Genomic DNA, 21,034 nt, shown 5'->3' with positions numbered 1-21,034 from the left:
ATCAGCCGTTCTCCTTCTGGATCTGGGTCCACTTCTCCTCGACGTCCGAGATCGAGCCGACGTTGAAGAACGCCTGCTCGGCCACGTGGTCGAACTCGCCCTTGGTGATCGCGTCGAACGACTCGATCGTGTCCTTCAGCGGGACGGTCGAGCCCTCGACACCCGTGAACTTCTTCGCCATGTAGGTGTTCTGCGAGAGGAACTGCTGGATCCGGCGCGCACGCGACACCGTGATCTTGTCCTCCTCCGACAGCTCGTCGACACCGAGGATCGCGATGATCTCCTGCAGCTCCTTGTTCTTCTGCAGGATCTGCTTCACGTTCGTCGCCACGCGGTAGTGGTCGGCGCCCAGGTAGCGGGGGTCGAGGATGCGCGAGGTGGACGTGAGCGGGTCGACGGCCGGGTAGAGGCCCTTCGACGCGATCTCGCGGGAGAGCTCGGTGGTCGCGTCGAGGTGGGCGAAGGTGGTCGCCGGCGCCGGGTCCGTGTAGTCGTCGGCGGGGACGTAGATCGCCTGCAGCGAGGTGATCGAGTGTCCGCGCGTCGAGGTGATGCGCTCCTGGAGCACACCCATCTCGTCGGCGAGGTTCGGCTGGTAGCCCACCGCGGAGGGCATGCGGCCCAGGAGGGTCGACACCTCCGAGCCGGCCTGCGTGAAGCGGAAGATGTTGTCGATGAAGAGCAGCACGTCCTGCTTCTGCACATCGCGGAAGTACTCCGCCATGGTCAGTGCCGACAGGGCGACGCGCAGACGCGTTCCCGGCGGCTCGTCCATCTGGCCGAAGACGAGCGCGGTCTTGTCGAAGACGCCCGCCTCCTCCATCTCGGCGATGAGGTCGTTGCCCTCACGGGTGCGCTCGCCGACGCCGGCGAACACCGACACTCCACCGTGGTCCTGCGCGACGCGCTGGATCATCTCCTGGATGAGGACGGTCTTGCCGACGCCCGCGCCGCCGAACAGGCCGATCTTGCCGCCCTGCACGTACGGAGTGAGCAGGTCGATGACCTTGATGCCGGTCTCGAACAGCTCGGTCTTGGACTCGAGCTGGTCGAACTGCGGGGGCTTGCGGTGGATGGGCCAGCGCTCGGTGATCTCGAACGACTCGCCGTTGATCTTCCCGTCGGCGTCGGCGTTGAGCACCTCGCCGATCACGTTGAAGACCTTGCCCTTGGTCACGTCGCCGACCGGGACCGAGATCGGCAGGCCGGTGTCGTGGACCTCCTGGCCGCGGACGAGTCCGTCGGTGGGGTTCAGGGAGATGGCCCGGACGAGGTCGTCGCCCAGGTGCTGCGCGACCTCGAAGGTCAGCTTGCTCGAGACGCCCTCGACCTCGACGTGCGTGTAGAGCGCGTTGTAGACCTCGGGGATCGCGTCGTGGGGGAACTCGATGTCAACGACGGGGCCGGTGACGCGGGCGATGCGGCCGATGGCCCCGCCCGACGTCCCGGTCGCCGCCTCAGGTGCGGTCAGTGTCATTGCTACTTCCTTCTGTGGTCTCACCGCTCCCGGAGGGCGGAGTCGAAACTGTGTGGAGCGGAGCCCTCTTACTTGGAGGAGGACAGGGCGTCGGCGCCGCCGACGATCTCGGCGATCTGCTGCGTGATCTCGGTCTGGCGGGCGTTGTTGGCGAGACGGGTGTAGGTCTTGATCAGCGTGTCCGCGTTGTCGCTCGCCGACTTCATGGCCTTCTGGCGTGCCGCGTGCTCCGAGGCCGCCGACTGCAGCATCGCGTTGAAGATGCGGCTCTCGACGTACACGGGCAGGAGGCGGTCGAGGACCGTCTCGGGGTCGGGCTCGAACTCGTAGAGCGGGTACAGCTCGCTGTTCTGCTCCTCGGCGCCCTCGACGACCTCGAGCGGCAGCAGCCGGACGACGGTCGGCTGCTGGGTGACCATGCTGACGAAGCGGTTGTAGACGAGGTGGATCTCGTCCACGCCGCCCTCCTCGTCATCGAGGTTGTACGACTCGACGACCGCGTCCGCGATCTCCTTCGCCGTCTCGAACACGGGCTGGTCGGTGCCGCCCGTCCAGACGCGGACGCTGGCCCGCTTCCGGAACGAGAAGTACGCGTTCGCCTTGCGGCCGACCAGGTAGAAGACGACCTCCTTGCCCTCGCTGCGCAGCAGCGCGGCCAACTCCTCGGCCTCCTTGAGCACGCTCGAGGAGAACGCGCCGGCGAGGCCGCGGTCGGAGGTGAAGATCACGATCGCGGCCGTGTCCAGCTTCTCGCGCTCGGTCGTGAGCGGGTGCTCCACGTTCGAGTAGGTCGCGACAGCGGACACGGCGCGCGTGATCGCGTTCGAGTACGGCGCCGCGGCAGCGACGCGGTTCTGCGCCTTCTGGATGCGCGAGGCCGAGATCAGCTCCATGGCCCGAGTGATCTTCTTGGTCGTCTGGGCCGAGCGGATCTTCGACCGGTAGACCCGGAGTTGCGCTCCCATGTGTCTCCTGTTGTCCTAAAAGTGGCGAATCGTCGGGGTGCCGCTGGTCAGCGACGGCCCTTGATGATCTTCTCCTGGCCGACCTCGTCGGCCGCGATGGCCTGGTGCTCCTCGCGCCCGACCGAGGCGAGCGGCTTGCCCTCACCGGTCTGGAACTCCAGCTTGAAGCCGTCGACGGCACGGTTGAGCTCGGCGACGGTGTCGTCGGAGAGCACGTTGGTGTCGCGGAGGGTGTTCAGCACCTGGGTGTTGCGGCCCAGATAGTCCAGGAGCTCGCGCTCGAAGCGCAGCACGTCGGGGACCGGGACCTCGTCGAGCTTGCCGTTCGTTCCGGCCCAGATCGAGACGACCTGCTCCTCGACGGGGTACGGCGAGTACTGCGGCTGCTTGAGCAGCTCGGTGAGGCGGGCGCCGCGGGCGAGCTGACGGCGCGAGGCGGCGTCGAGGTCGGAGGCGAACATCGCGAAGGCCTCGAGCGAGCGGTACTGCGCCAGCTCGAGCTTCAGCGTGCCGGAGACCTTCTTGATCGACTTGACCTGCGCGTCGCCGCCGACCCGCGAGACCGAGATGCCCACGTCGACCGCGGGACGCTGGTTGGCGTTGAAGAGGTCGGACTGGAGGAAGATCTGGCCGTCGGTGATCGAGATCACGTTGGTCGGGATGTAGGCCGAGACGTCGTTCGCCTTGGTCTCGATGATCGGCAGACCGGTCATCGAGCCGGCGCCGAGCTCGTCGGACAGCTTCGCGCAGCGCTCCAGCAGACGGGAGTGCAGGTAGAAGACGTCACCCGGGTACGCCTCGCGTCCCGGCGGGCGGCGCAGGAGGAGCGACACGGCGCGGTAGGCCTCGGCCTGCTTCGACAGGTCGTCGAAGATGATCAGGACGTGCTTGCCGCCGTACATCCAGTGCTGGCCGATGGCCGAGCCGGTGTAGGGGGCGAGGTACTTGAAGCCGGCGGGGTCGGAGGCCGGGGACGCGACGATGGTCGTGTACTCCATCGCTCCGGCGTCCTCGAGCGCGCCCTTCACCGAGGCGATGGTCGAGCCCTTCTGGCCGATGGCGACGTAGATGCAGCGGACCTGCTTGTTCGTGTCGCCCGACTCCCAGTTGGCCTTCTGGTTGATGATCGTGTCGATCGCGATGGCCGTCTTGCCGGTCTGGCGGTCCCCGATGATGAGCTGGCGCTGGCCGCGGCCGACCGGGATCATCGCGTCGATGGCCTTGATGCCGGTCTGCAGCGGCTCGTGGACCGACTTGCGCGACATGACGCCGGGAGCCTGGAGCTCGAGGGCGCGGCGGCCCTCGGAGGCGATCTCGCCGAGTCCGTCGATCGGGTTGCCGAGCGGGTCGACGACGCGGCCGAGGTAGCCGTCGCCGACGGGGACCGAGAGGACCTCGCCGGTGCGGGTGACCTCCATGCCCTCCTCGATGCCGGAGAACTCGCCGAGGACGACGACGCCGATCTCGTTCTCGTCGAGGTTCTGGGCCAGGCCCAGGACACCGTTGGAGAAGCGGATGAGCTCGTTGGCCATGACGCCGGGGAGGCCCTCGACGTGGGCGATGCCGTCGGCGGCGTCGATGACGTAGCCGACCTCGGTGGTGGAGGCCTTGCCCGGCTCGTACGACGAGACGAAGTCCTTCAGCGCGTCGCGGATCTCATCCGGGCTGATGGTGATATCTGCCATGGGAATTCCTATTCGTTGGGTCCGTGCGAGCCGAAGAGGTCGTCGGGGCCTGACCTGGATGGTGCGGGGGTCGAGGGCAGTGCCCTCTGAGGATACGTGCGCCCGTCAGGACGCGAGCTGGAGCTTCAGGTCGGACAGCCGTGCGGAGACGGTTCCGTCGATGACCTCGTCGCCGACGTGCAGGCGCATCCCGCCCAGGAGGGAGGGATCGACCACGACGTTGACGGAGACCGGTCGGCTGTACTGGCGCGTGAGCGCCGAGCGGAGCCGGTCGAGCTGCTCGGGGGCGATCGGTGCGGCGACCGAGACCGTGGCGAGGATGAACCCGCCCTGGTCGGCGACCACGCCGGCTGCGAAGCGGACGAGCTCCGGGATGCGGCGACCGCGCGGGTGCGCGATCAGCTGCCGGAGGATCGCCAGCGTCTCGGCCGCGGCCTTGCCCTCGAGGAGGCGCTGCACGAGCGCGACCTTCGAGTCGGCGGCGGCGAGCTTGCTGCCGAGCGCGAGCTCGAGCTGGGCGTCGGAGGCGACGACCTCGCCGAAGGAGTGGAGCTCCTTCTCGAGGTTGACGCCCTCCGGAGCGGACGACGCGATCGCGCGGACCCCGACCTCCTCGACCCCGGCGACCATGTCGCTCGGGCTCGACCAGCGGTGGCCGACGATCACGGTGAGCAGGCGCTTGGCCGGCTCGCCGAAGGGACCGAACACGCGGGCGACGAGAGCCTGCTTGCTGCTCGAGTCGGCGCTCGGGTCGGCGAGGGCCGCGCGCAGCTGCGCCTGGCCGTCGATGACCCGTGCGGCCTCGAAGAGCTGCTGGGCCGTGTCGAGGGACGCCTGACCGGCGAGGGCGGAGAGCTCCGCCTTCGCCGATGCGAGTGCCTGCCTGGACGCGCTGCCCATCAGTTGTTCGCCTTCTCCGAGGCCTCGAGGTCGGCGAGGAAGCGGTCCACGATCGCGGACGCCTTCGCGTCGTCGTTGAGGCTCTCGCCGATCACGCCGGAGGCGAGGTCGATGGCGAGGGTTCCGACTTCGGAGCGGAGCGAGACCACGGCGGCCTGACGGTCCGCCTCGATCTGGGCGTGCGCGTTGTGGAGGATGCGCTCGGCCTCGACCTGCGCCTGCTCCTTCTTCGCCGCCACGATCGCGTTGCCGTCGGCGTTCGCCTTCTCGCGGATCACTCCGGCCTCGGCGCGGGCCTCGGCCAGCTGGGCGGTGTACTTCTCGAGGGCGGCCTCAGCCTGTCGCTGGGCCTCGTCGGCCTTCGCGATGTTCCCCTCGATCGCGGCGGAGCGCGCGTCGAGCATCTTCTGCAGGCGCGGCAGGACCAGCCTCCAGAAGAAGAACAGCAGGATGAGGAAGATCACCCCCGACCAGAAGAAGTCGTAGAACTCCGGGATCAGAATGACCGCGGGGACGTCACCTTCTTCCGCAGCGATGTTCACAGCGGTGCTGAACACGACTACGCCGCGAAGATGAAGTAGGTGGCGAGGCCGATGAGCGCGAGCACCTCGGTGAACGCGATGCCGAGGAACATCGTGGTCTGGAGGCGGCCGGCCATCTCGGGCTGGCGCGCCATGGCCTCGACGGTCTTGCCCGCGACGATGCCGACACCGATGCCGGGGCCGATCGCTGCGAGGCCGTAACCGACCGTCGCGATGTTGCCGGTGAGTTCGGCGAGAACGGTGACTGAGTCCACGAGTGGGTCCTTTCAGTGGGGTGATCGTGAGAACGGGCGGGAGCCCGTGAGTAGTGGGGTCAGTGCTCCTCGGCGACGGCCAACTGGATGTAGACCGCAGCGAGGAGGGTGAAGATGTAGGCCTGCAGCACGGCGACGAGGAGCTCGAAGAGCGTGAACGCACCGCCGAAGGCGAAGGTCACGACGCCGAAGAGCTTGAAGCCCGGGTCGATCTGGGAGCTGAAGAGGAAGAACTGCGTGGCCGAGAAGCACAGCACCAGCAGGAGGTGGCCGACGATCATGTTCATCACGAGCCGCAGTGCGAGCGAGAGCGGACGGATGATGAACGTCTGCAGCAGCTCGATCGGCGTGAGGATGAAGTAGATCAGGAACGGCGCTCCGGGCGGGAACAGGGCGTTCTTGAAGAAGCCCATCCCCCGGTCCTTGATGCCCGCGTAGATGAACGTCACGTAGGCGACCAGGCCGAGGAAGAGCGGCATGCCCACCACGGAGGTCCCCGCGATGTTCAGGAACGGGACGATGCCGGTCAGGTTCATCGAGATGATCGCGAAGAAGATCGTCACGAGGATCGGGAGGAACCGGCGTGCGTCCTTCTCGCCGAGGATGTCCTTGGCGATGGTGACGCGGACGAAGTCGAACGCGAGCTCGACGACGTTCTGGAAGCGGCCGGGGACGAGGCGCAGCTTGCGCGTCCCGAGCCAGAAGAACAGCATCAGTGCGATGACCGCGATGAAGCGGACCAGCATGACGCGGTTGATCTCGAAAGGGGTTCCCTCGAAGAGGAAACCGGGCGGGAAGAACTCGGAGATCGACGGGGTGTGGAAGTCACTCTCACCGGTCGAGGACGAGACCAACAGGGTCACAGCGTTAGCAAACAGCGCTAGCTCCTGGAATTCGGGGCGTGGCACGTTGCAGCCGACCGAATCGAATCATTCGGACGCAACGCTCTCGCGACGACGAAAGGTGGGGTTTTCCGCTCGGACGGCGATCGTGCTCGACGACCGCCATCAACGATGAGACGATCTGAGGACACGTTCGCCTGCGGGATTCGTCCCTACTGTAGCAACAGAACGGCCTGAGAGCCGAATCGTGGTCCTCTCAGGAACCGTTCGGCTCGTCCTCATCGAGCGATGTCGCTGACGTTCGGCATGCGCGAGCGCGAGACGACGAGGACGTCGATCACCAGGGACCCCAGGACGGCGACGATGATCGTGACGAACATCGCGATGCTGTTCAGCCACGGCTGATCGCGCAGGACCAGGGCGGCGATCACGAACAGCACGAACTTGGCGAGCCACGTGCCGAGGACGACGGCGAAGAACCCGCCGATGTCGAGGCGGTTGGCGACGAGGATGCTCGCGGCGGTGAGGAGCACCATCACGCCGCCGACGATCGCGCCGAGGAGGGCTCCGATCGCGCCCTCTCCCCCGGCGGCGATCCCGCCGACGACGGTGCCGAGAACGGCCAGGGCGAGCACGAAGAGGCCGCCCACGACCAGCGCGCGGCGCAGGACGGGGACGGACGCGGGCTGCGGACGGGGGGTGGCCGGGGAGGCTCCGGTCATGATGCTTCCTTCCGCGCCGTGGTCGGCGCTGTCGTGTCCCGGTCGATCGGGAGTCCGGCCGGCGGACGGAGCAGCTCCGTCGAGGACGCGCGGTCGAGGGGGTCGAGGACGGGTGAGGCCTCCGCGGACTGCGCCGCCGCCTCGAGCCGCTTGCGGCGGCTGAGCGGGGCGAGCGTGACGACGGTGCAGACCAGCAGACCGACTCCGAGGAAGACGAGCGGGACCCACAGCACGTCGACCACGAACATCAGCAGGCAGCTGACGGCGACGACGGCGGTCCACGCGTAGAAGATCAGCACGGCGTGCAGGTGGGAGTGCCCCATGTCGAGCAGGCGGTGGTGCAGGTGCTTCCGGTCGGCGCTGAACGGCGATTTGCCCGCGCGCAGGCGCCGGATCACGGCGAGGCCGAAGTCCATCAGCGGCACCACGAGGATCGCGAACGGCAGGATGATCGGGATGAACGCGGGCAGGAGCTCCTTCGCCGCGAGCTGGGCCGGGTCGATCTGGCCGGTGACCGCGATCGCGGAGGTGGCCATCAGCATCCCGATCAGCAGTGCGCCGCTGTCGCCCATGAACATCCGCGCCGGACGCCAGTTGATGGGGAGGAATCCGGCGCAGGCGCCGACCAGCAGGACCGCGATGAGCGAGGCCAGGTTGAAGTAGTCGGTGGGCGAGGTCTGCTGCACCAGCAGGTAGCTGTAGAGGAAGAAGACGCCGTTGGCGATCAGGGCGACGCCCGCCACGAGGCCGTCGAGGCCGTCGATGAAGTTGAGAGCGTTGGTGACCAGGACGATCGCGAGCACGGTGATGATCAGCGACATCCACGGCGAGCCGACGGTCAGGCCGCCGATCGGCAGGGAGACGATCTGCACGCCCTTCCAGGCGATCAGGCCCGCGGCGATCAGCTGACCGGCCAGCTTCGTGGTCCAGTCCAGGTCCCAGATGTCGTCGGCGACGCCGATGAGGACGATGAGCAGGCTCGCGCCGAGGATCGCGAGGATCGGCTCGGGATTGGCGAACACCAGCCGGAAGTAGGGCAGCTGGGAGGCGATGCCGAAGCCGACGAGAATCCCGAGGAACATCGCGATGCCGCCCAGGCGGGGGGTCGGCCGCGTATGCATGTCCCTGACGCGGATCTTCGGGTAGAGCCGGTACTTCAGGCTCAGCTTCCAGATGACCCACGACAGCGCTCCGGTCACGAGCGCGACCGCGAGCGAGACGAGGGCGAAGGTGATCACCGGTTACTCACCCGGAGCGGAGTCGGTGCGGGCGGCGCCGGTGCCGGGCGTCGGCGCGTTCGTGCTCGACGAGCCCGTGTCCGGCGCATCGGCGGAATCGACGGGCGCGGAGTCGCCGGGCGCGGAGTCGTCCTGCAGGCGGGCGCCGGAGGCCCAGTCGGGGCGCGCGGTCGGGGTCCGCTCGAAGGCGTACGGGTCGCTGCCGGTCGCGGTCTCGGCGGGCTCCTGCTGGTACCCGGCCTGCGCCGCGCCGGCCGTGGAGGCGTCGGGCTCCGGCGTCTCGGCGCGGGGCGCGTCCGGATCCGGCAGCAGGTCGCCGACGACCTCGCGGATCCGCTCAGCCGACACGACGCCCTGGCGCAGGATGCGCAGGGTGCCGCCCTCGAAGCTCAGCGCTGTCGCATCGACGATCGTCGAGGACTCGCTGGCGCCCGCGGGGCGGTCGCTGTAGCGCGATCCGGCGGCGCCGGCGTCGAGATAGACGTCGACGGAGTCGCCGAGCTGGTCGAACGCCTCCTGTGCGGTCGCGGCCGAGGGCTGCCCCGTGCGGTTGGCGGAGGAGACCGCCAGCGGACCGGTCTCGGCGAGGAGCTCGATCGTCACCGGGTTGTCCGGCATGCGCAGCGCCACGGTCCCGCGCGTCTCGCCCAGGTCCCAGACCAGCGAGGGCTGGGCGTGCAGGACGATGGTGAGCCCACCGGGCCAGAACTCGCGCGCGAGGTCGCGCACCGCCTCCGGCACGTTCTCGGCGAGGGCGTCGAGGGCGGCCACGTCCCCGATCAGGACGGGCGGCGGCGACTGCCTCGTCCGTCCCTTCGCGTCGAGCAGGCGCTGGACCGCGGCGGCGTCGAACGCGTTGGCCGCGACGCCGTAGACGGTGTCGGTGGGGATCACCACGAGCTCGCCGCGGCCGATGGCCGTCCGCGCGAGACGGGTGCCGGTCAGGAGGTCCGTGTCGACGGAGCAGTCGTAGATGCGTGCCATAACGGGTCGATGATACCGGCGCGGTCCGTGTCCGGACCGGCTGCGGCGCGGCGGTCGCGTCAGCGCCGCCCGAGGCCGGGGCTCGGCGGCCGTCGCAGCGGCGCCCGACCCACGCCGGCCGAGGCCGCCGGAGCGCTTCCGTGAGGCACTCGGCCCGGCGCGGGCGCCTCCGCCGACAGGACGCCCACGAGCGCCATGGAGACGGCGAGCGTCGCGAGCGAGTGCTGATCGCCGAACCAGGTGGTGTTGTCGGCCATCCCGTGCAGGAACGTCCAGAGGACGGCGACGGCGAGCGCACCGACGGCGACGGCCTCGTTCCGGGCGACCCGGAGGAGCAGGCGCACGACGGCGACGGTGGCGAGGAGGAGGAACGCGAGGACGGGGAGCGCGATCAGGAGCCCGCCGTTGGTCCACGCGGTGACGAGGAGGTTGTGAGGCGGGCGCGGCTCGCTGTGCTCGGTGAACTGCGACCCGCGCGCCAGCCACAGCTCCTGCCATCCGCCGTACCCCAGCCCCAGCAGCCAGTTGTCGGGGAACGCACTCGCAGCCAGGCGCAGGAAGTCGCCGCGGGCCCCGAGCGTGAGCAGGCCCGCCTCCGCCAGCTGAGGGAAGGACACGGCGACGGCGTACACGGCCGTGATCCCGGAAGGGATGGTGATCATCCAGGCGACCGGACCGAGGCTGCGTCCCTTGAGTCCGCGGATCGCGGCGACCAGCAGGGGCAGGACGATCGCGAGGACGATCGCGGTCTTGGACAGCGTGAAGAGGGCGCCGACCAGCCCGGCGACGGCGACGAGCAGGAGGAGCCTCCCCCGCTGCCGTCTCCAGACGGCGAAGGCCAGCGCGCCGGTCGTGGCCATGTACATCGAGGCGATGTTGCCGTTGAGGAAGAACCCTCCCGACTTCTCCTGCAGGACGTTGTTGAAGGACGTCGTGAAGATGTCCCGCACGTAGATGTCGGAGAACAGCACCGCGTCCGGCCACCGGAGGTAGGCGGTCTCCTGCACGGGATCGAGCTGGAAGAGGATCGTGAGCGTCACCTGGAGGAGGAACACGGGCGCCGCCCAGTTGAGGGCGCGGCCGACGACACGCCAGGCGCCGTCGCCGAGCCCGCGGACGGCCAGGTACGGAGTGAGGAAGGAGACGACGGAGACCACGTCGCGCAGCGCGGCCGCGCGTGCTCCGGAGTAGGTGAGCGCGAAGAGGGTGCCGGCGATCACGAGGAGGACCACGACCACGAACCGGTCGATCCGCCCGCCGCGCAGCCGCGCGACGGAGTACGGGAGGAAGAGCAGGCTCCAGGCGACCGGAGCGGTGACGGGCCCCAGGGTGTAGAGCTGCACGACGCTCAGCGCCAGGAGCACCGCGAGGAAGACGAGCACGATCCGCTCGTGCCGCCGCTGAGCGGGATCCGCCGGCGCGCGCGAGGGCAGCCCGCGGGTCTCCGGAGCGTCGGTGACGCGGGTCGCGGCGATGACGGAGGGACGAGAGGCGGTCGGGCGGCGGAGGAGGGCGTCGTCGGCGTGGCGGCCCATGTCAGAGCCGTTCCGCGGAGGTGCCGGTGGCGGCCTCCGTCTGGCGGAGCGGAAGAGCGGCGCGCCGATTCCGGGACGACGGGCCGACCTCTCGCGGCGGGAGGGTCGTCCGCGGGCGCCGGTCCGGGGCGGGAGGCGGATCGAGCAGCACGGGAGAGGCGGTGGCGTCGGCGGACGCGGGCGGGAGAGGGGATGCAGGTGGCATGTCGCGCCGACACTAATCGCGCGGCACGAGCCTCGACGGGCTTGGCGCGGAACGTCGATCCGCGTGCGCGCGGCGGCCCCGCGCCTCAGCCACGGGGGTCTGCCAGCAGCTCGTCCGCGCGGCGGGCGATGCCCGGCCAGCCGAAGTCCGCCGCTCGGCGCCGCGACGCCGCAGCGACCTCCGCGCGTCGCCGGGGATCGCGCAGCGAGGCGATGAGGGCGGGGAGCTCCGCGAGGACGGCGTCCGCGACCTCCTCCTCCGTGCCCGGCGGGACGAGGACGGATCCGTCGACCACTCCGTCGGAGGTGCGCAGGATCTCGGGGAGGCCTCCGCGCTCGACCGTCACGACGGGGATCCCCCGCGAGAGCGCCTCCACCACCACCATCCCGAACGGCTCGTCCCAGCGGCAGGGGTAGAGCAGGAGCGCCGAGGAGCCGAACAGCTCCAGCAGGTCCTCGTGCCGGAGGAACGGGAGCCGGCGCACGACGCCGGGCAGGGCGGCGACAGCCTCGTCGAGCGCTCGGACGTACGGGGTGGGCGTCGCGTCGTCCCCGAGGCCCGATGCGCCGGCGATGACCAGCCGCAGATCGGCGCCGTGCTCGGTCCGCATCCGCCTCACGATCTCGACGGCCTCGCGGGCTCCCTTCTCGGCCACCAGCCTCCCGGCGAAGACCGCCTCCGCAGTACCGCCGAGCGGCGCCGGCGGGACCTCGGGCGGAGGGACGACCCCGTTGTACAGGACGGCTGTGGCGATCAGGCCGTACCGGTCGACCGCCCGGGCGCGCAGGAACTCGCTGCAGAAGATCCACTCGTCGACCGCGTCGAGGTAGCGCCGGGCGGCGGCGGGATCGGGTGGCAGGTGATCGAGCAGGTCGTTGTGCAGGTGTGCGACGATCCGCCCCCGGTAGCCCAGGCGGCGCAGGCGCACGGCGTAGCGGGGGCGGTTGTGGATCCAGACCGTCGGGACACGGCGCAGCGACGGAGCGAGCACCAGCAGCCAGAAGCGGCCACCGAAGGACAGCCGACGCAGCTCGGCGCCCGGGTCGCTGTCGCGCCGACGCGCCAGGAGGAGTGCCGCGCGCCGCTGGACCGCGTAGATCCGCCGGTACAGGCGGTGCGGCCGGACGTCCACGCCCGGTGACGCCGACGACCACGGCGCGTGCACGGCGATCCGGAGCGAGGACCGGGACACCGTCTCGCGGACCCAGGTCGCCACGGCTCCCCCGCTGCCGTCGAAGCGCTCCTCGGCGGCCAGCACCACGGCGACCTCGACCGGGGCGGCGGAGCCGAGCCGGAGCCGGGCGGGCAGTCGCGACAGGACGAGCGATCGCGCCTCGGCGATGTCGCGCCCCGGCGCCAGGAGGGCGGTCGCTCCCAGCACGAGGCCCGCGAGCGCCAGCTCCACCGGGAGCAGCCGCAGGGGCGCGCCCTCGGGGAGCAGGCGGAGCAGGAGCAGCACGATCGCCATCGGTGCGGCGAGCAGCGGCCCCGCGGCGCACGCGCGCAGGAACGCGCCGAGGCGCACTCCGAGCACCACCCGCAGCACGGCGCAGGTGACGGCGAAGCCGAGAGCGCTCGAGAGCAGCAGCCCGCCGATCAAGCCGTCGAGTCCGAACAGCACTCCCCCGCCGACGATCATCGGGATCGTGATCGCGGTCTTCACGATGTTCACGATCAGCCCGAACCGCACCCGGTCCATCGCCATCAGGATGAAGCCGACCGGGTTGCCGATGGCCCGCACCGCGCCCACCACCGTCAGCGCGCTCGTCATGCCCGCGATCCAGCCCCAGCCGGGTCCGTAGAACAGTCGCACGATCTCCTCGGAGCGCAGCGCCACCAAGATCAGCGGCGGGATGCTCGCCATGCTGAGCACCGCGGTGACGCGGAGGTGGTTCCGCGCGACGCGCTCGCGGTCGTGCTGGATCGAGGAGAACACCGGGAACATCACTCGCGTCACGATCGGGTTGACCCTCGCGGGGAGGTTCACGGCGAGGTTGTATCCCAGGGTGTATCCGCCCAGCTGGGCCGGTCCGAGCAGGCGGCCGATCGCGAGCGAGCCGGCGTTCGAGCCCAGGTAGTTGACGATGCCGTCGAGGGTCTGGAAGACGCCGAAGGAGAGGAAGCGGGCGGTCTCGCGGATCCGGAACCGGAACCGCAGCCGGAACCAGCGGCGGGCCTGCACGAGGGCGAGCACGGAGCGTAGAGCCGCGGTCGCGACGAGCCCCCACGCGTAGGAGAGCGCCCCCGCGCCCGAGACCGCGAGGCAGACCGTCACGGCGAAGCCGCCGACGAGAGCGATCGTCTCGGACACGGCGACCGCTCGGAACCGGATCCCCTTCTCGAGCACCGCTCTCGGTACCTGCCCGACTGCGCTGCCCACGAACACGAGCGAGGCGACGGTGAGGACCGGCGCCGCGGCGGCGGACCCGAGCAGGGAGGCGATCGGTGCGGCACCCAGGAGGACGGCGACGGTGACCAGGAGCCCGACGGAGAGGTTGAGCCAGAAGACCGACGAGAGCTCGAAGCTGGTCGCCCGCCGGCGCTGGATGATCGCCTGGGCGACCCCCATGCCGAGGAAGATGTCGACGAACGCGTTGAGCAGGGTGACGATCGCGATGATCCCCATCTCGGAGGGGTCCAGCAGTCTCGCCAGGAGCGCGAACTGCCCGAGCTGCACGACGAGCGCGACGGCGAACGAGACCGCCGTCCAGGCGGTCGCGTCGACGGTGCTCCGGCGCAGGCTCACCTTTCCCGCCCGGCGGAGGCCGGACGGAGGCCCGGTCGCGGATCGTCGGCGCGGTGCTCGGCGCGGCTCATCCGCGATCTCCGTCCGTCGTCGTCGGCATCGATCGGCCGGCCGCCCGGTCGTAGAGGTCCTCGAGGTCGCGGATCCGCTCGGCGAGGTCGAACGAGGCGAGCACGCGCTCCCGCCCCTCCGCGCCCATCCGCTCCGCGCGGTCCGGGTCCCGGAGCAGGGCGGCGAGCGCCCCGGTCAGGCCGGGCACGTCCCCCTCCGGGACGAGCAGCCCGGTGACGCCGTCCTGGACCGCCTCCGGGACGCCGCCGTGGCGGTACGAGACGACAGGGACGCCTGCGAGCGCGGCCTCGAGGAAGACCATGCCGAAGCCCTCGGAGTCGCCTGTCGCCGCGGTCCGAGACGGTGCGCAGAAGACCGCGGCGCCGGCGAGGATGCGGGCGACCTCGGCGGGGGGCAGGGAGCCGGTGAAGGTCACCTGCAGGCACAGCCGCGCCGCCTGCTCGACGAGCGCCTCCCGCAGGTGGCCGTCGCCGACGACGGTCAGGGGGACGTCGCGGATCGGTCCGGGGAGGGCGGCGACCGCCTCGAGCAGATCCGGAACGCCCTTCTTGTCGGTGAGGCGTCCGACGAAGACGATTCCCGCGCGCTCCGCAGCCGGTGCGGCCTCGGGGCGGGAGGTCGGGACGCCGATGTAGCCCACTCCGGTGCGCCGCGGGTCCGCCCCCAGTCGCAGGAGCCCGTCGGTGATGAAGCGGGAGACCCCGATCACCGCGAGCGCGGTGCGGAAGACGGCGCGGGCCTCGAGGGCGCGGTGAGCGCGGGCGAGGGGTCGGAGCAGGCGCGGAGCTCCGGTCGCGAGCGGCCAGCTGGTCACGTCGTAGCCGTGCCCCGTCACGACGAGCGGGAGGCGCCTCCTCCGTGCGTACCGCGCGATGGAGACGGCGTCGATGAGGAAGTGCGCGTGGATGAGGGCGGGCCGGTGCTCATCGACGATCGCGTCGAGCCGTCGTGACACTCCGAACCACCGCAGGAGGAGGGACCGCCGCCCGCGAGGGGTGATCGGATCGTGCAGGACGATGTCCGTGCGGTCGTGGAGGACGCCCGAGCCGGTGCGCTCGAGGCCCACTCCGAGGGCGCGCCAGCGCTCGAGTCCGTGCATCTGATTGCGGACGAACGTCTCGGAGTCCTGCAGCCACGCGCGCTTCCAGACCAGGACCAGCGGCCTCTCGGCGGCGGCGGCGACTCCCGCGTGCTCAGCGGACGGCACGGCGCACCCGGTAGCGGAGAGCAGCGACCACGCTCGGCAGCACCCGCACGGCGTCGCCCAGATAGCGCCGCCAGAGCCTGCCGGGCTCCCGGCTGAGCCGGTGCGCCCACTCGAGGCCGAGGCGCTGCACCACGAGCGGCGCCCGCGGGATCTCGCCGGCGAGGAAGTCCACGGCGGCGCCGACGCCGAGGCACACCGCTCCCGTGCCGCCGACGGCGAGCAGGCGCTCGCGGACCTCCTCCTGCTTGGGGGAGCCGAGGCAGAGCGCGACGATGCGGACGTCGGCCGTGCGCAGAGTCGAGGAGAGGCGAGCGAGGTAGGCGTCGTCCGCGAGCTCGGCCGGCTCGGGCGAGACGACGACCGGCACCTGGAGCCCGGCGAAGCGCTGCTGCAGCTCGGCGGCTGCGCGATCGCCGACTCCGGGGCGTCCGCCGATGAGAGCGACCGGCGCACCCTCGAGCGCCGCGCGGCGGCAGACCTCGGTGAAGAGGTCGATGCCCGTCACGCGGCTCGCCGTGCGGTGGCCGTACGAGCGGGCCAGCCAGACCAGAGGCGCCCCGTCGAGCACCACGAGGGACGCCCGGCCGTAGTACCGCCGGAACTCGCCGGAGTGCTTCCAGCGCACGAAGTGGTCGGTGTTCGGCGTGACGACCAGCTCGTCGCGGCCGCTCCGGGACAGCTCGAGCACGGCCTCCGCCGCCTCGTCGAGCGTGGTGATGCTGGCCGGCATCCGCTCGATGCGGCCGGTGATGTAGGAGGTCATGCCGGTGCTCCTCGGGGGTCGGTGCGGGAGGGAGGGAACGGAGCGGAGGTGCGGAAGGGGCCGGTCGCGGCGGCGTGCACGGGGACGGTCACGTCGTCCATCGCGTGCTCCTCCGATCGGAGAGCCGGCGGCGGGAGTCGTGCACGGCGTAGAGGATCCGGCTGAGCGCCGTGAAGGCGGCGGGGACGTGCTTGAGCACCAGCCCCAGGACGAGCAACCGCGGCGTCCGCGCGGAGCGGAGCACACGGACGTGCCGCAGCGCCTCCGATCCGAGCCGGACTCCGGTCTCGACGAGCGCCGGGTCGGAGTTCTGGCGGATCGGGGTGAGCGCGACGGGGACGGCGTAGAACCAGGTCGTGAACCAGTCCGACAGCGGGCGCGGCACCTCCTCGAACGTACGGGCGAGCACCGCGCGCATCTCCTCGGCGCAGACCAGGAGGTTCCGGAGGTCCGGGTCGCGCCGACGGGTGATCGAGGACGCCGTGTGGACGTAGGAGTAGAGGACCTCCGGCACGAAGAGCACCCGTTCCGACGCCTGGACCGCCCGCAGCACGCCGACGAAGTCGGACTGGGAGCTCAAGCGCGGGAAGAGCTCCTCCTGCAGGACGGCGCGGCGGAAGAGCTTGTTCCAGAGGAAGCCGTGCAGGCGCCCGGACGCCATCCGCTCGAGAGCGAGTTCGGACGAGACCAGTTCGCGCCGGGCGAGGCCGTCGATCACACGTCCGGAGGTCGACTGCCGGGTGCGGTAGAGCGCCCGGCAGACCACGACGTCGGCCGCCGTCCGCTCGGCCTCGGCGGTGAGGGTCCGGAGGATCTCCGTGTCCCACTCGTCGTCGACGTCCACGAACCAGACGAACTCGGAGTCGATGCCGTCGAGGGCGCGGTTCCGGGCGGCAGCGACGCCGCCGTTCTGCTCGAGGAGCAGGACCCGGGCGTCCTCGCGTCCCTCTAACCACTTCTCGAGCACCTCCGCCGTGCCGTCCGAGGACGCGTCGTCGACGAGGACGACCCGCATCCCCGGTCCGAGAGTGAGTGCGAGTCGCGCGAGGAAGCCGTCGAGCCGGGCGATCGCGTTGTAGCAGGGAGCCACGACGGTCACCGAGTGCACGCCCCCGCTCACCGTCGGCCCCCGAGCTCGCGGTAGGCGGCGACGACGGGTCCGAAGACGGCGTCGGGCGAGGCGGCCTCGTCCACCCACGCCTTCGCGCGGTCGGCCTGCATCAGGAGCCCCTCGGGTCGCTCCAGAGCGGCGGCGAGGAGCTCGGCGATCCGCTCCCCGTCGGCGTCGGCGGGGAGCAGGAGGCCCCGACCGTCGGCGAGCAGCTCACCCACGCCGCCGACGTCGGTCGCCACGACCGGGCGACGGCGGGCCATCGCCTCCAGCATCACGAGCGGAGTCCCCTCCCACCGCGAGGTCGACAGGAGGAGGTGCGCCGCGTCCAGCGCTCCGGTCACGTCCGCCGACGGACCGGCGAAGTCGACCACTCCGGCTCCCCGGGCGCGCTCGCGCAGCACCGGCAGCATCGGACCGTCGCCGAGCCAGGTGCCGGTGACGGGCCGGACCCGGGCGAGGGCCTCGACGGCCGCGAGGAAGCGGACCGGGTCCTTCTGCTCCGCGAGCCGCCCGATGCCGAGGACGCGGACGACCGGCTCGGTGAGTTCCGGCGCGCTCGCGGGCTCCGCGGTGACGTTCGCCGGGGCGTTGCCGGTGACCACGACGCGATCCTGCGGGCGGCCGTAGCCCTCGACGACCATCCGCCCCACGGAGGCGGAGACGGCGAACACCCGCCGGGAGCGGAAGGAGAGCGCTCGCCTGTCGATCCCGGGCAGCTCGGTGTGCGCGTGCTCGACCACGGGGACACCGAGCGCGGCGCCGACGAGGAGGGCCAGCAGAGCCTCGCGGCGCTGGTGGGCGTGCAGGACGTGCGGGCGGAACCGGCGGACGGCGAGAGCGAGGCCGCGGAGATCGGCCGCGAAGCCCTGTCTCGGTCTCGGCACCACGAAGACGGGCGACTCCTGCGCGGCGCGGTCGCTGAGCGGCCCGGGACGCCCCCAGTAGGCGGTCTCGCAGCCGTGCTCGCGGCTCCACGCGCCCAGGGAGAGGGCCACACGCTGCGCTCCGCCGTCCTCGAAGGAGTCGAGGACGTGCAGGATCCGCAGGGATCGGGAACGGGCGGCCCTCATGAGAGCGCCCCGTCGGGAACCGCGCCCGGGAAGCGGACGTCGAGTTCGGCCAGGACGGCGTCGACGTCGCGGCCCATCGTCCCGCGGTCGACGTCGTAGTGATCGGCGAGGAGGTCGACGACCTCGTCCCGGGGCCGGCGCTGCCGGATCACGGCCTCGAAGACCGAGGCGGCGCTCAGCGAGAGCACGATCGGGGGCACCGACGGGCGGGACAGGTCGAGCACGTAGACCTGACGGTCCGTGCGCTCGACGGCGAAGCGCTGGGCCGGCGGCGCGCTGCCACCCTGCGCCTCGGCGGAGGCCTCCACCGGATGCACGGCGCTCGCCGCGGGATCGGACGAGGCCGGGAGGTCGCTCACCGGCGCCGTGGTCGCCGCGATCGCCTCGAACGAGGACGCCGGGCCCTGCTCCTCGCTGCGGCCGCTCAGCGCCACCCTGGCGAAACCGGTGAGGGCGGAGGGGAGGCCTCGGAGCGCCCGCAGGGTCCGCTCCCCCCGGAGCCGGAGCCGACGTCGGACCGTCGTCGCCTCGGGATGGCTCGCCTCGAGATCCGCGCGGGTGGGGAAGGCGGCTCTCAGCAGCAGGCCTCCCTTCAGGCGCCAGGGAGCGGACGCCACGGCGTGCAGCCAGTTGAAGGTGTGCCGGTCGGAGCTGCGGCGCACGTCCCAGAGAGTCTGGGCGTGCCGGTAGCGCTCCTCAGGCGCGGCGGGGACTCCCCAGGAGGTGAGGAGCTCCGTCATCGGCGTCTGCGCGCCGAGCTCGACGGCCGCGTCGCGGATCGCCTCGCGCTCCTCGCTCGGAAGGCCGGCGCCGTGCGCCTTCAGAACCGCCAGCGCCGTGGTCGCCGAGGCGGAGCGCGCGCTGCGCAGCTGGTGCAGGGCGTGCAGCACGAGGTGGTGCGCGCGCCCGGGGATCCGCAGGGTCTCGTCGCTCAGCGGCAGATCCTCGGTGGCCGCCCAGAGGCGGTCGAAGACGATCCGCTCCTCCTCGAAGGCACCCGGGAAGGAGCGGTGGACGTCGACGTCGCACGGCCACGAGGGGTGGACGAGCGTGATCGAGTGGTCGACGAAGAGCGTCCAGCTGAGAGCCTCGGCGCGTCGGCGCCAGCCCATCGAGGCGAGCAGCCCGAGAGCCTCGTCGAAGCGCTCGGGGTCGACCCAGAGGTCGACGTCGGCCGACGTCATCGGCGCGCGGATCCCCTGGCGGTGCAGACCCTCGCCCTTCACCACGAGGCTGCGGACGCCGTGCGTCCGCAGGGTGTACTGCACCAGCACGGCGGCCAGGCGCAGGGCGACGGCGTTCGGCAGCATCGCGTCGGCGGAGGCGCCGACAGCCGGGACCGGTTCAAGGGACACGGACGCGTCCCTCCGCGAGGGCGAGGATCTCCTCGGCCGCGACGGACCACGGGCGCTCCCGCGCGAGCTCGGCGGCCCCCCGGGAGAGAGCCGTCCACTCGCGTCGGAGCCGGTGGAGGGCGTCCTCGTACTCCTCGCGCGTCGCGTCGTCGGAGAGGACCACGCCCGCCCCCGCCGCGCAGAGATCGGCCAGGACGCTCGACTCGATCGCGAGGACCGGCAGCCCGCTCGCCAGCGCGTCGAGTCCGGCGGCCGCGCCGGTCGTCGACGGCGTCAGATGGGCGTACGCGTGGGAGTGGCGGAGCACCTCGACGACGCCGTCGCGGTCCTGCTCGCCGACGGAGCGCAGCCCCGATGCGAGGTCGTCGGCGATCGCGCCGCCGTCGTCGATCACGGTGACGTACTCGGTGCCGTCCAGCCGGGCGAGGAGATCGAGCCGCTCGGTGCCCCGGTCGAGACCGGAGGCTCCCACGGCGGCGAAGCGGAGGGGCCCGTCGGGGGCGGACGGCGTCGGGAACGACGCGTCCGGCAGGCCCAGGGGCACGACCGTTCCCGCGAGGGCTGACGCGAGCCGCTCCGTCGGGGTGACGACGACAGCACCGCGGCGCTCCTCCTCGAACCGGAGGCGCGGGAGTGCCGGGAGGTCGTCGGCCAGGAGGACGGTCGTCGGAGCGAGCCCGGCGAGCTCCACGGCCGTCCCCGGGAGAGCCACCACGAGGTCGGGCCGCTCCGGAGCGAGCAGTCGGCGGGCCCGGCGCGTGACGACGGCGAGCCCGACGGACCCGGCGCCCCTCCGGCGGGCGGGCTCGAGGAAGCGGGCGAGCACGCTGGGGCGGAGCTCCGCCCCGCTGAACCCCTCCGGGTCACCGGTCACCACGACCACGCGGTGCCCCTGGCGGCGCCAGGCGCGCTCGAGCGGAGCCGCGTGCCAGGCGTCGAGGGCGACGATCCCGATGGTCAGCACGGGCGGACTCCCCCCGTCAGGGGGGATCGGCGGCAGGGACCGGGAGACGTAAGGAGCGCGGAGTCCCGCTGGTCGATGACCTCGTGCACAGGGCGGTACCTCTCTCCGTCGCGGCAGGCGGAGCCGCGGACGTCGGAGAAGTTATCCCCGTGCCCGGCGGCCTCCGAGTGGGAGGCGCGATACGGAGGCGGGGGCGGCGTGCGCGCCGCTCACGGAGTCGGATCGCGTCGGCAGCGGTCGCTCGACCGTCAGTCCCCGCCACGGGTTCCGCGCCCGCCGCACCGGCATGCGGAGGCACCGCGGCGCCGCCGATAGAGTCGGCTCCGTGACCCTCTCCCCGCAGATCTTCACGCTCCCCTCGGCGGTGCAGCGGACCCCCGCCGCCGCTCCTCAC

The 21,034-nt window shown here is 71.6% G+C and carries 18 protein-coding genes; all 18 read right to left on the bottom strand.

Going from position 1 to position 21,034, the window contains the following annotated elements; all coding sequences use genetic code 11:
• Nucleotide 1 precedes the first annotated feature (1 nt).
• The 18 genes from atpD to GTU71_RS02645 all read right to left on the bottom strand — a co-directional run bounded on the left by atpD (nucleotide 2) and on the right by GTU71_RS02645 (nucleotide 20,640).
• Nucleotides 2-1,477 carry a F0F1 ATP synthase subunit beta gene (gene atpD, locus GTU71_RS02730; RefSeq protein WP_104223025.1) on the bottom strand — a complete coding sequence of 492 codons (1,476 nt, stop codon included), beginning with the start codon at nucleotides 1,475-1,477 and terminating at the stop codon, nucleotides 2-4.
• Nucleotides 1,478-1,545: 68 nt separating this feature from the next.
• Nucleotides 1,546-2,442: a F0F1 ATP synthase subunit gamma gene (locus GTU71_RS02725; protein WP_104223024.1), complete on the bottom strand. Its 897-nt coding sequence runs from the start codon at nucleotides 2,440-2,442 to the stop codon at nucleotides 1,546-1,548.
• A 47-nt stretch (nucleotides 2,443-2,489) separates the two neighbouring features.
• Nucleotides 2,490-4,127, bottom strand: coding sequence for a F0F1 ATP synthase subunit alpha (gene atpA, locus GTU71_RS02720; RefSeq protein ID WP_159939260.1), 1,638 nt, complete (start codon nucleotides 4,125-4,127; stop codon nucleotides 2,490-2,492).
• A 105-nt stretch (nucleotides 4,128-4,232) separates the two neighbouring features.
• Nucleotides 4,233-5,027, bottom strand: coding sequence for a F0F1 ATP synthase subunit delta (locus tag GTU71_RS02715; RefSeq protein ID WP_104232703.1), 795 nt, complete (start codon nucleotides 5,025-5,027; stop codon nucleotides 4,233-4,235).
• A complete protein-coding gene (locus GTU71_RS02710; protein ID WP_244229449.1) occupies nucleotides 5,027-5,584 on the bottom strand; it encodes a F0F1 ATP synthase subunit B in 558 nt (185 codons plus the stop codon). The genes GTU71_RS02715 and GTU71_RS02710 overlap by 1 nt, the downstream gene beginning before the upstream one ends.
• Nucleotides 5,585-5,586: 2 nt before the next feature.
• Nucleotides 5,587-5,823 (bottom strand): ATP synthase F0 subunit C, encoded by a 237-nt coding sequence (locus GTU71_RS02705; protein ID WP_055794702.1) that lies wholly within the window; start codon nucleotides 5,821-5,823, stop codon nucleotides 5,587-5,589.
• Between the two features lie 59 nt (nucleotides 5,824-5,882).
• Complete coding sequence (gene atpB, locus GTU71_RS02700; RefSeq protein WP_068254016.1) at nucleotides 5,883-6,686, bottom strand: F0F1 ATP synthase subunit A; 804 nt, start codon at nucleotides 6,684-6,686, stop codon at nucleotides 5,883-5,885.
• Between the two features lie 257 nt (nucleotides 6,687-6,943).
• Nucleotides 6,944-7,387 (bottom strand): hypothetical protein, encoded by a 444-nt coding sequence (locus GTU71_RS02695; protein WP_104255053.1) that lies wholly within the window; start codon nucleotides 7,385-7,387, stop codon nucleotides 6,944-6,946.
• The gene (locus GTU71_RS02690; protein ID WP_181065442.1) at nucleotides 7,384-8,625 is read right to left on the bottom strand and encodes an MraY family glycosyltransferase; all 1,242 of its coding nucleotides are present in this window, start codon (nucleotides 8,623-8,625) and stop codon (nucleotides 7,384-7,386) included. Before GTU71_RS02690 ends, GTU71_RS02695 begins: the two co-directional genes overlap by 4 nt.
• A gap of 3 nt (nucleotides 8,626-8,628) precedes the next feature.
• Nucleotides 8,629-9,609: an L-threonylcarbamoyladenylate synthase gene (locus GTU71_RS02685; protein ID WP_159939259.1), complete on the bottom strand. Its 981-nt coding sequence runs from the start codon at nucleotides 9,607-9,609 to the stop codon at nucleotides 8,629-8,631.
• A 59-nt stretch (nucleotides 9,610-9,668) separates the two neighbouring features.
• A complete protein-coding gene (locus GTU71_RS02680; RefSeq protein WP_159939258.1) occupies nucleotides 9,669-11,144 on the bottom strand; it encodes a hypothetical protein in 1,476 nt (491 codons plus the stop codon).
• A 290-nt stretch (nucleotides 11,145-11,434) separates the two neighbouring features.
• The gene (locus tag GTU71_RS02675; protein ID WP_159939257.1) at nucleotides 11,435-14,095 is read right to left on the bottom strand and encodes an MOP flippase family protein; all 2,661 of its coding nucleotides are present in this window, start codon (nucleotides 14,093-14,095) and stop codon (nucleotides 11,435-11,437) included.
• Between the two features lie 67 nt (nucleotides 14,096-14,162).
• A complete protein-coding gene (locus GTU71_RS02670) occupies nucleotides 14,163-15,374 on the bottom strand; it encodes a glycosyltransferase (RefSeq protein ID WP_159939256.1) in 1,212 nt (403 codons plus the stop codon).
• Nucleotides 15,361-16,137, bottom strand: coding sequence for a WecB/TagA/CpsF family glycosyltransferase (locus GTU71_RS02665; protein ID WP_104223015.1), 777 nt, complete (start codon nucleotides 16,135-16,137; stop codon nucleotides 15,361-15,363). Before GTU71_RS02665 ends, GTU71_RS02670 begins: the two co-directional genes overlap by 14 nt.
• 88 nt (nucleotides 16,138-16,225) lie before the next feature.
• Complete coding sequence (locus GTU71_RS02660) at nucleotides 16,226-17,245, bottom strand: glycosyltransferase family 2 protein (RefSeq protein ID WP_159939255.1); 1,020 nt, start codon at nucleotides 17,243-17,245, stop codon at nucleotides 16,226-16,228.
• Nucleotides 17,246-17,253: 8 nt separating this feature from the next.
• A complete protein-coding gene (locus tag GTU71_RS02655; protein ID WP_159939254.1) occupies nucleotides 17,254-18,321 on the bottom strand; it encodes a glycosyltransferase family 4 protein in 1,068 nt (355 codons plus the stop codon).
• The gene (locus tag GTU71_RS02650; RefSeq protein ID WP_159939253.1) at nucleotides 18,318-19,676 is read right to left on the bottom strand and encodes a PqqD family peptide modification chaperone; all 1,359 of its coding nucleotides are present in this window, start codon (nucleotides 19,674-19,676) and stop codon (nucleotides 18,318-18,320) included. The genes GTU71_RS02655 and GTU71_RS02650 overlap by 4 nt, the downstream gene beginning before the upstream one ends.
• A complete protein-coding gene (locus tag GTU71_RS02645) occupies nucleotides 19,666-20,640 on the bottom strand; it encodes a hypothetical protein (RefSeq protein WP_159939252.1) in 975 nt (324 codons plus the stop codon). Before GTU71_RS02645 ends, GTU71_RS02650 begins: the two co-directional genes overlap by 11 nt.
• Nucleotides 20,641-21,034 lie beyond the last annotated feature (394 nt).

Source organism: Rathayibacter sp. VKM Ac-2762 (assembly GCF_009866585.1).
Classification (GTDB): Bacteria; Actinomycetota; Actinomycetes; order Actinomycetales; family Microbacteriaceae; genus Rathayibacter.
Note: the sequence above shows the minus strand (reverse complement) of the source record. Positions and strands in the feature narration are given on the sequence as shown.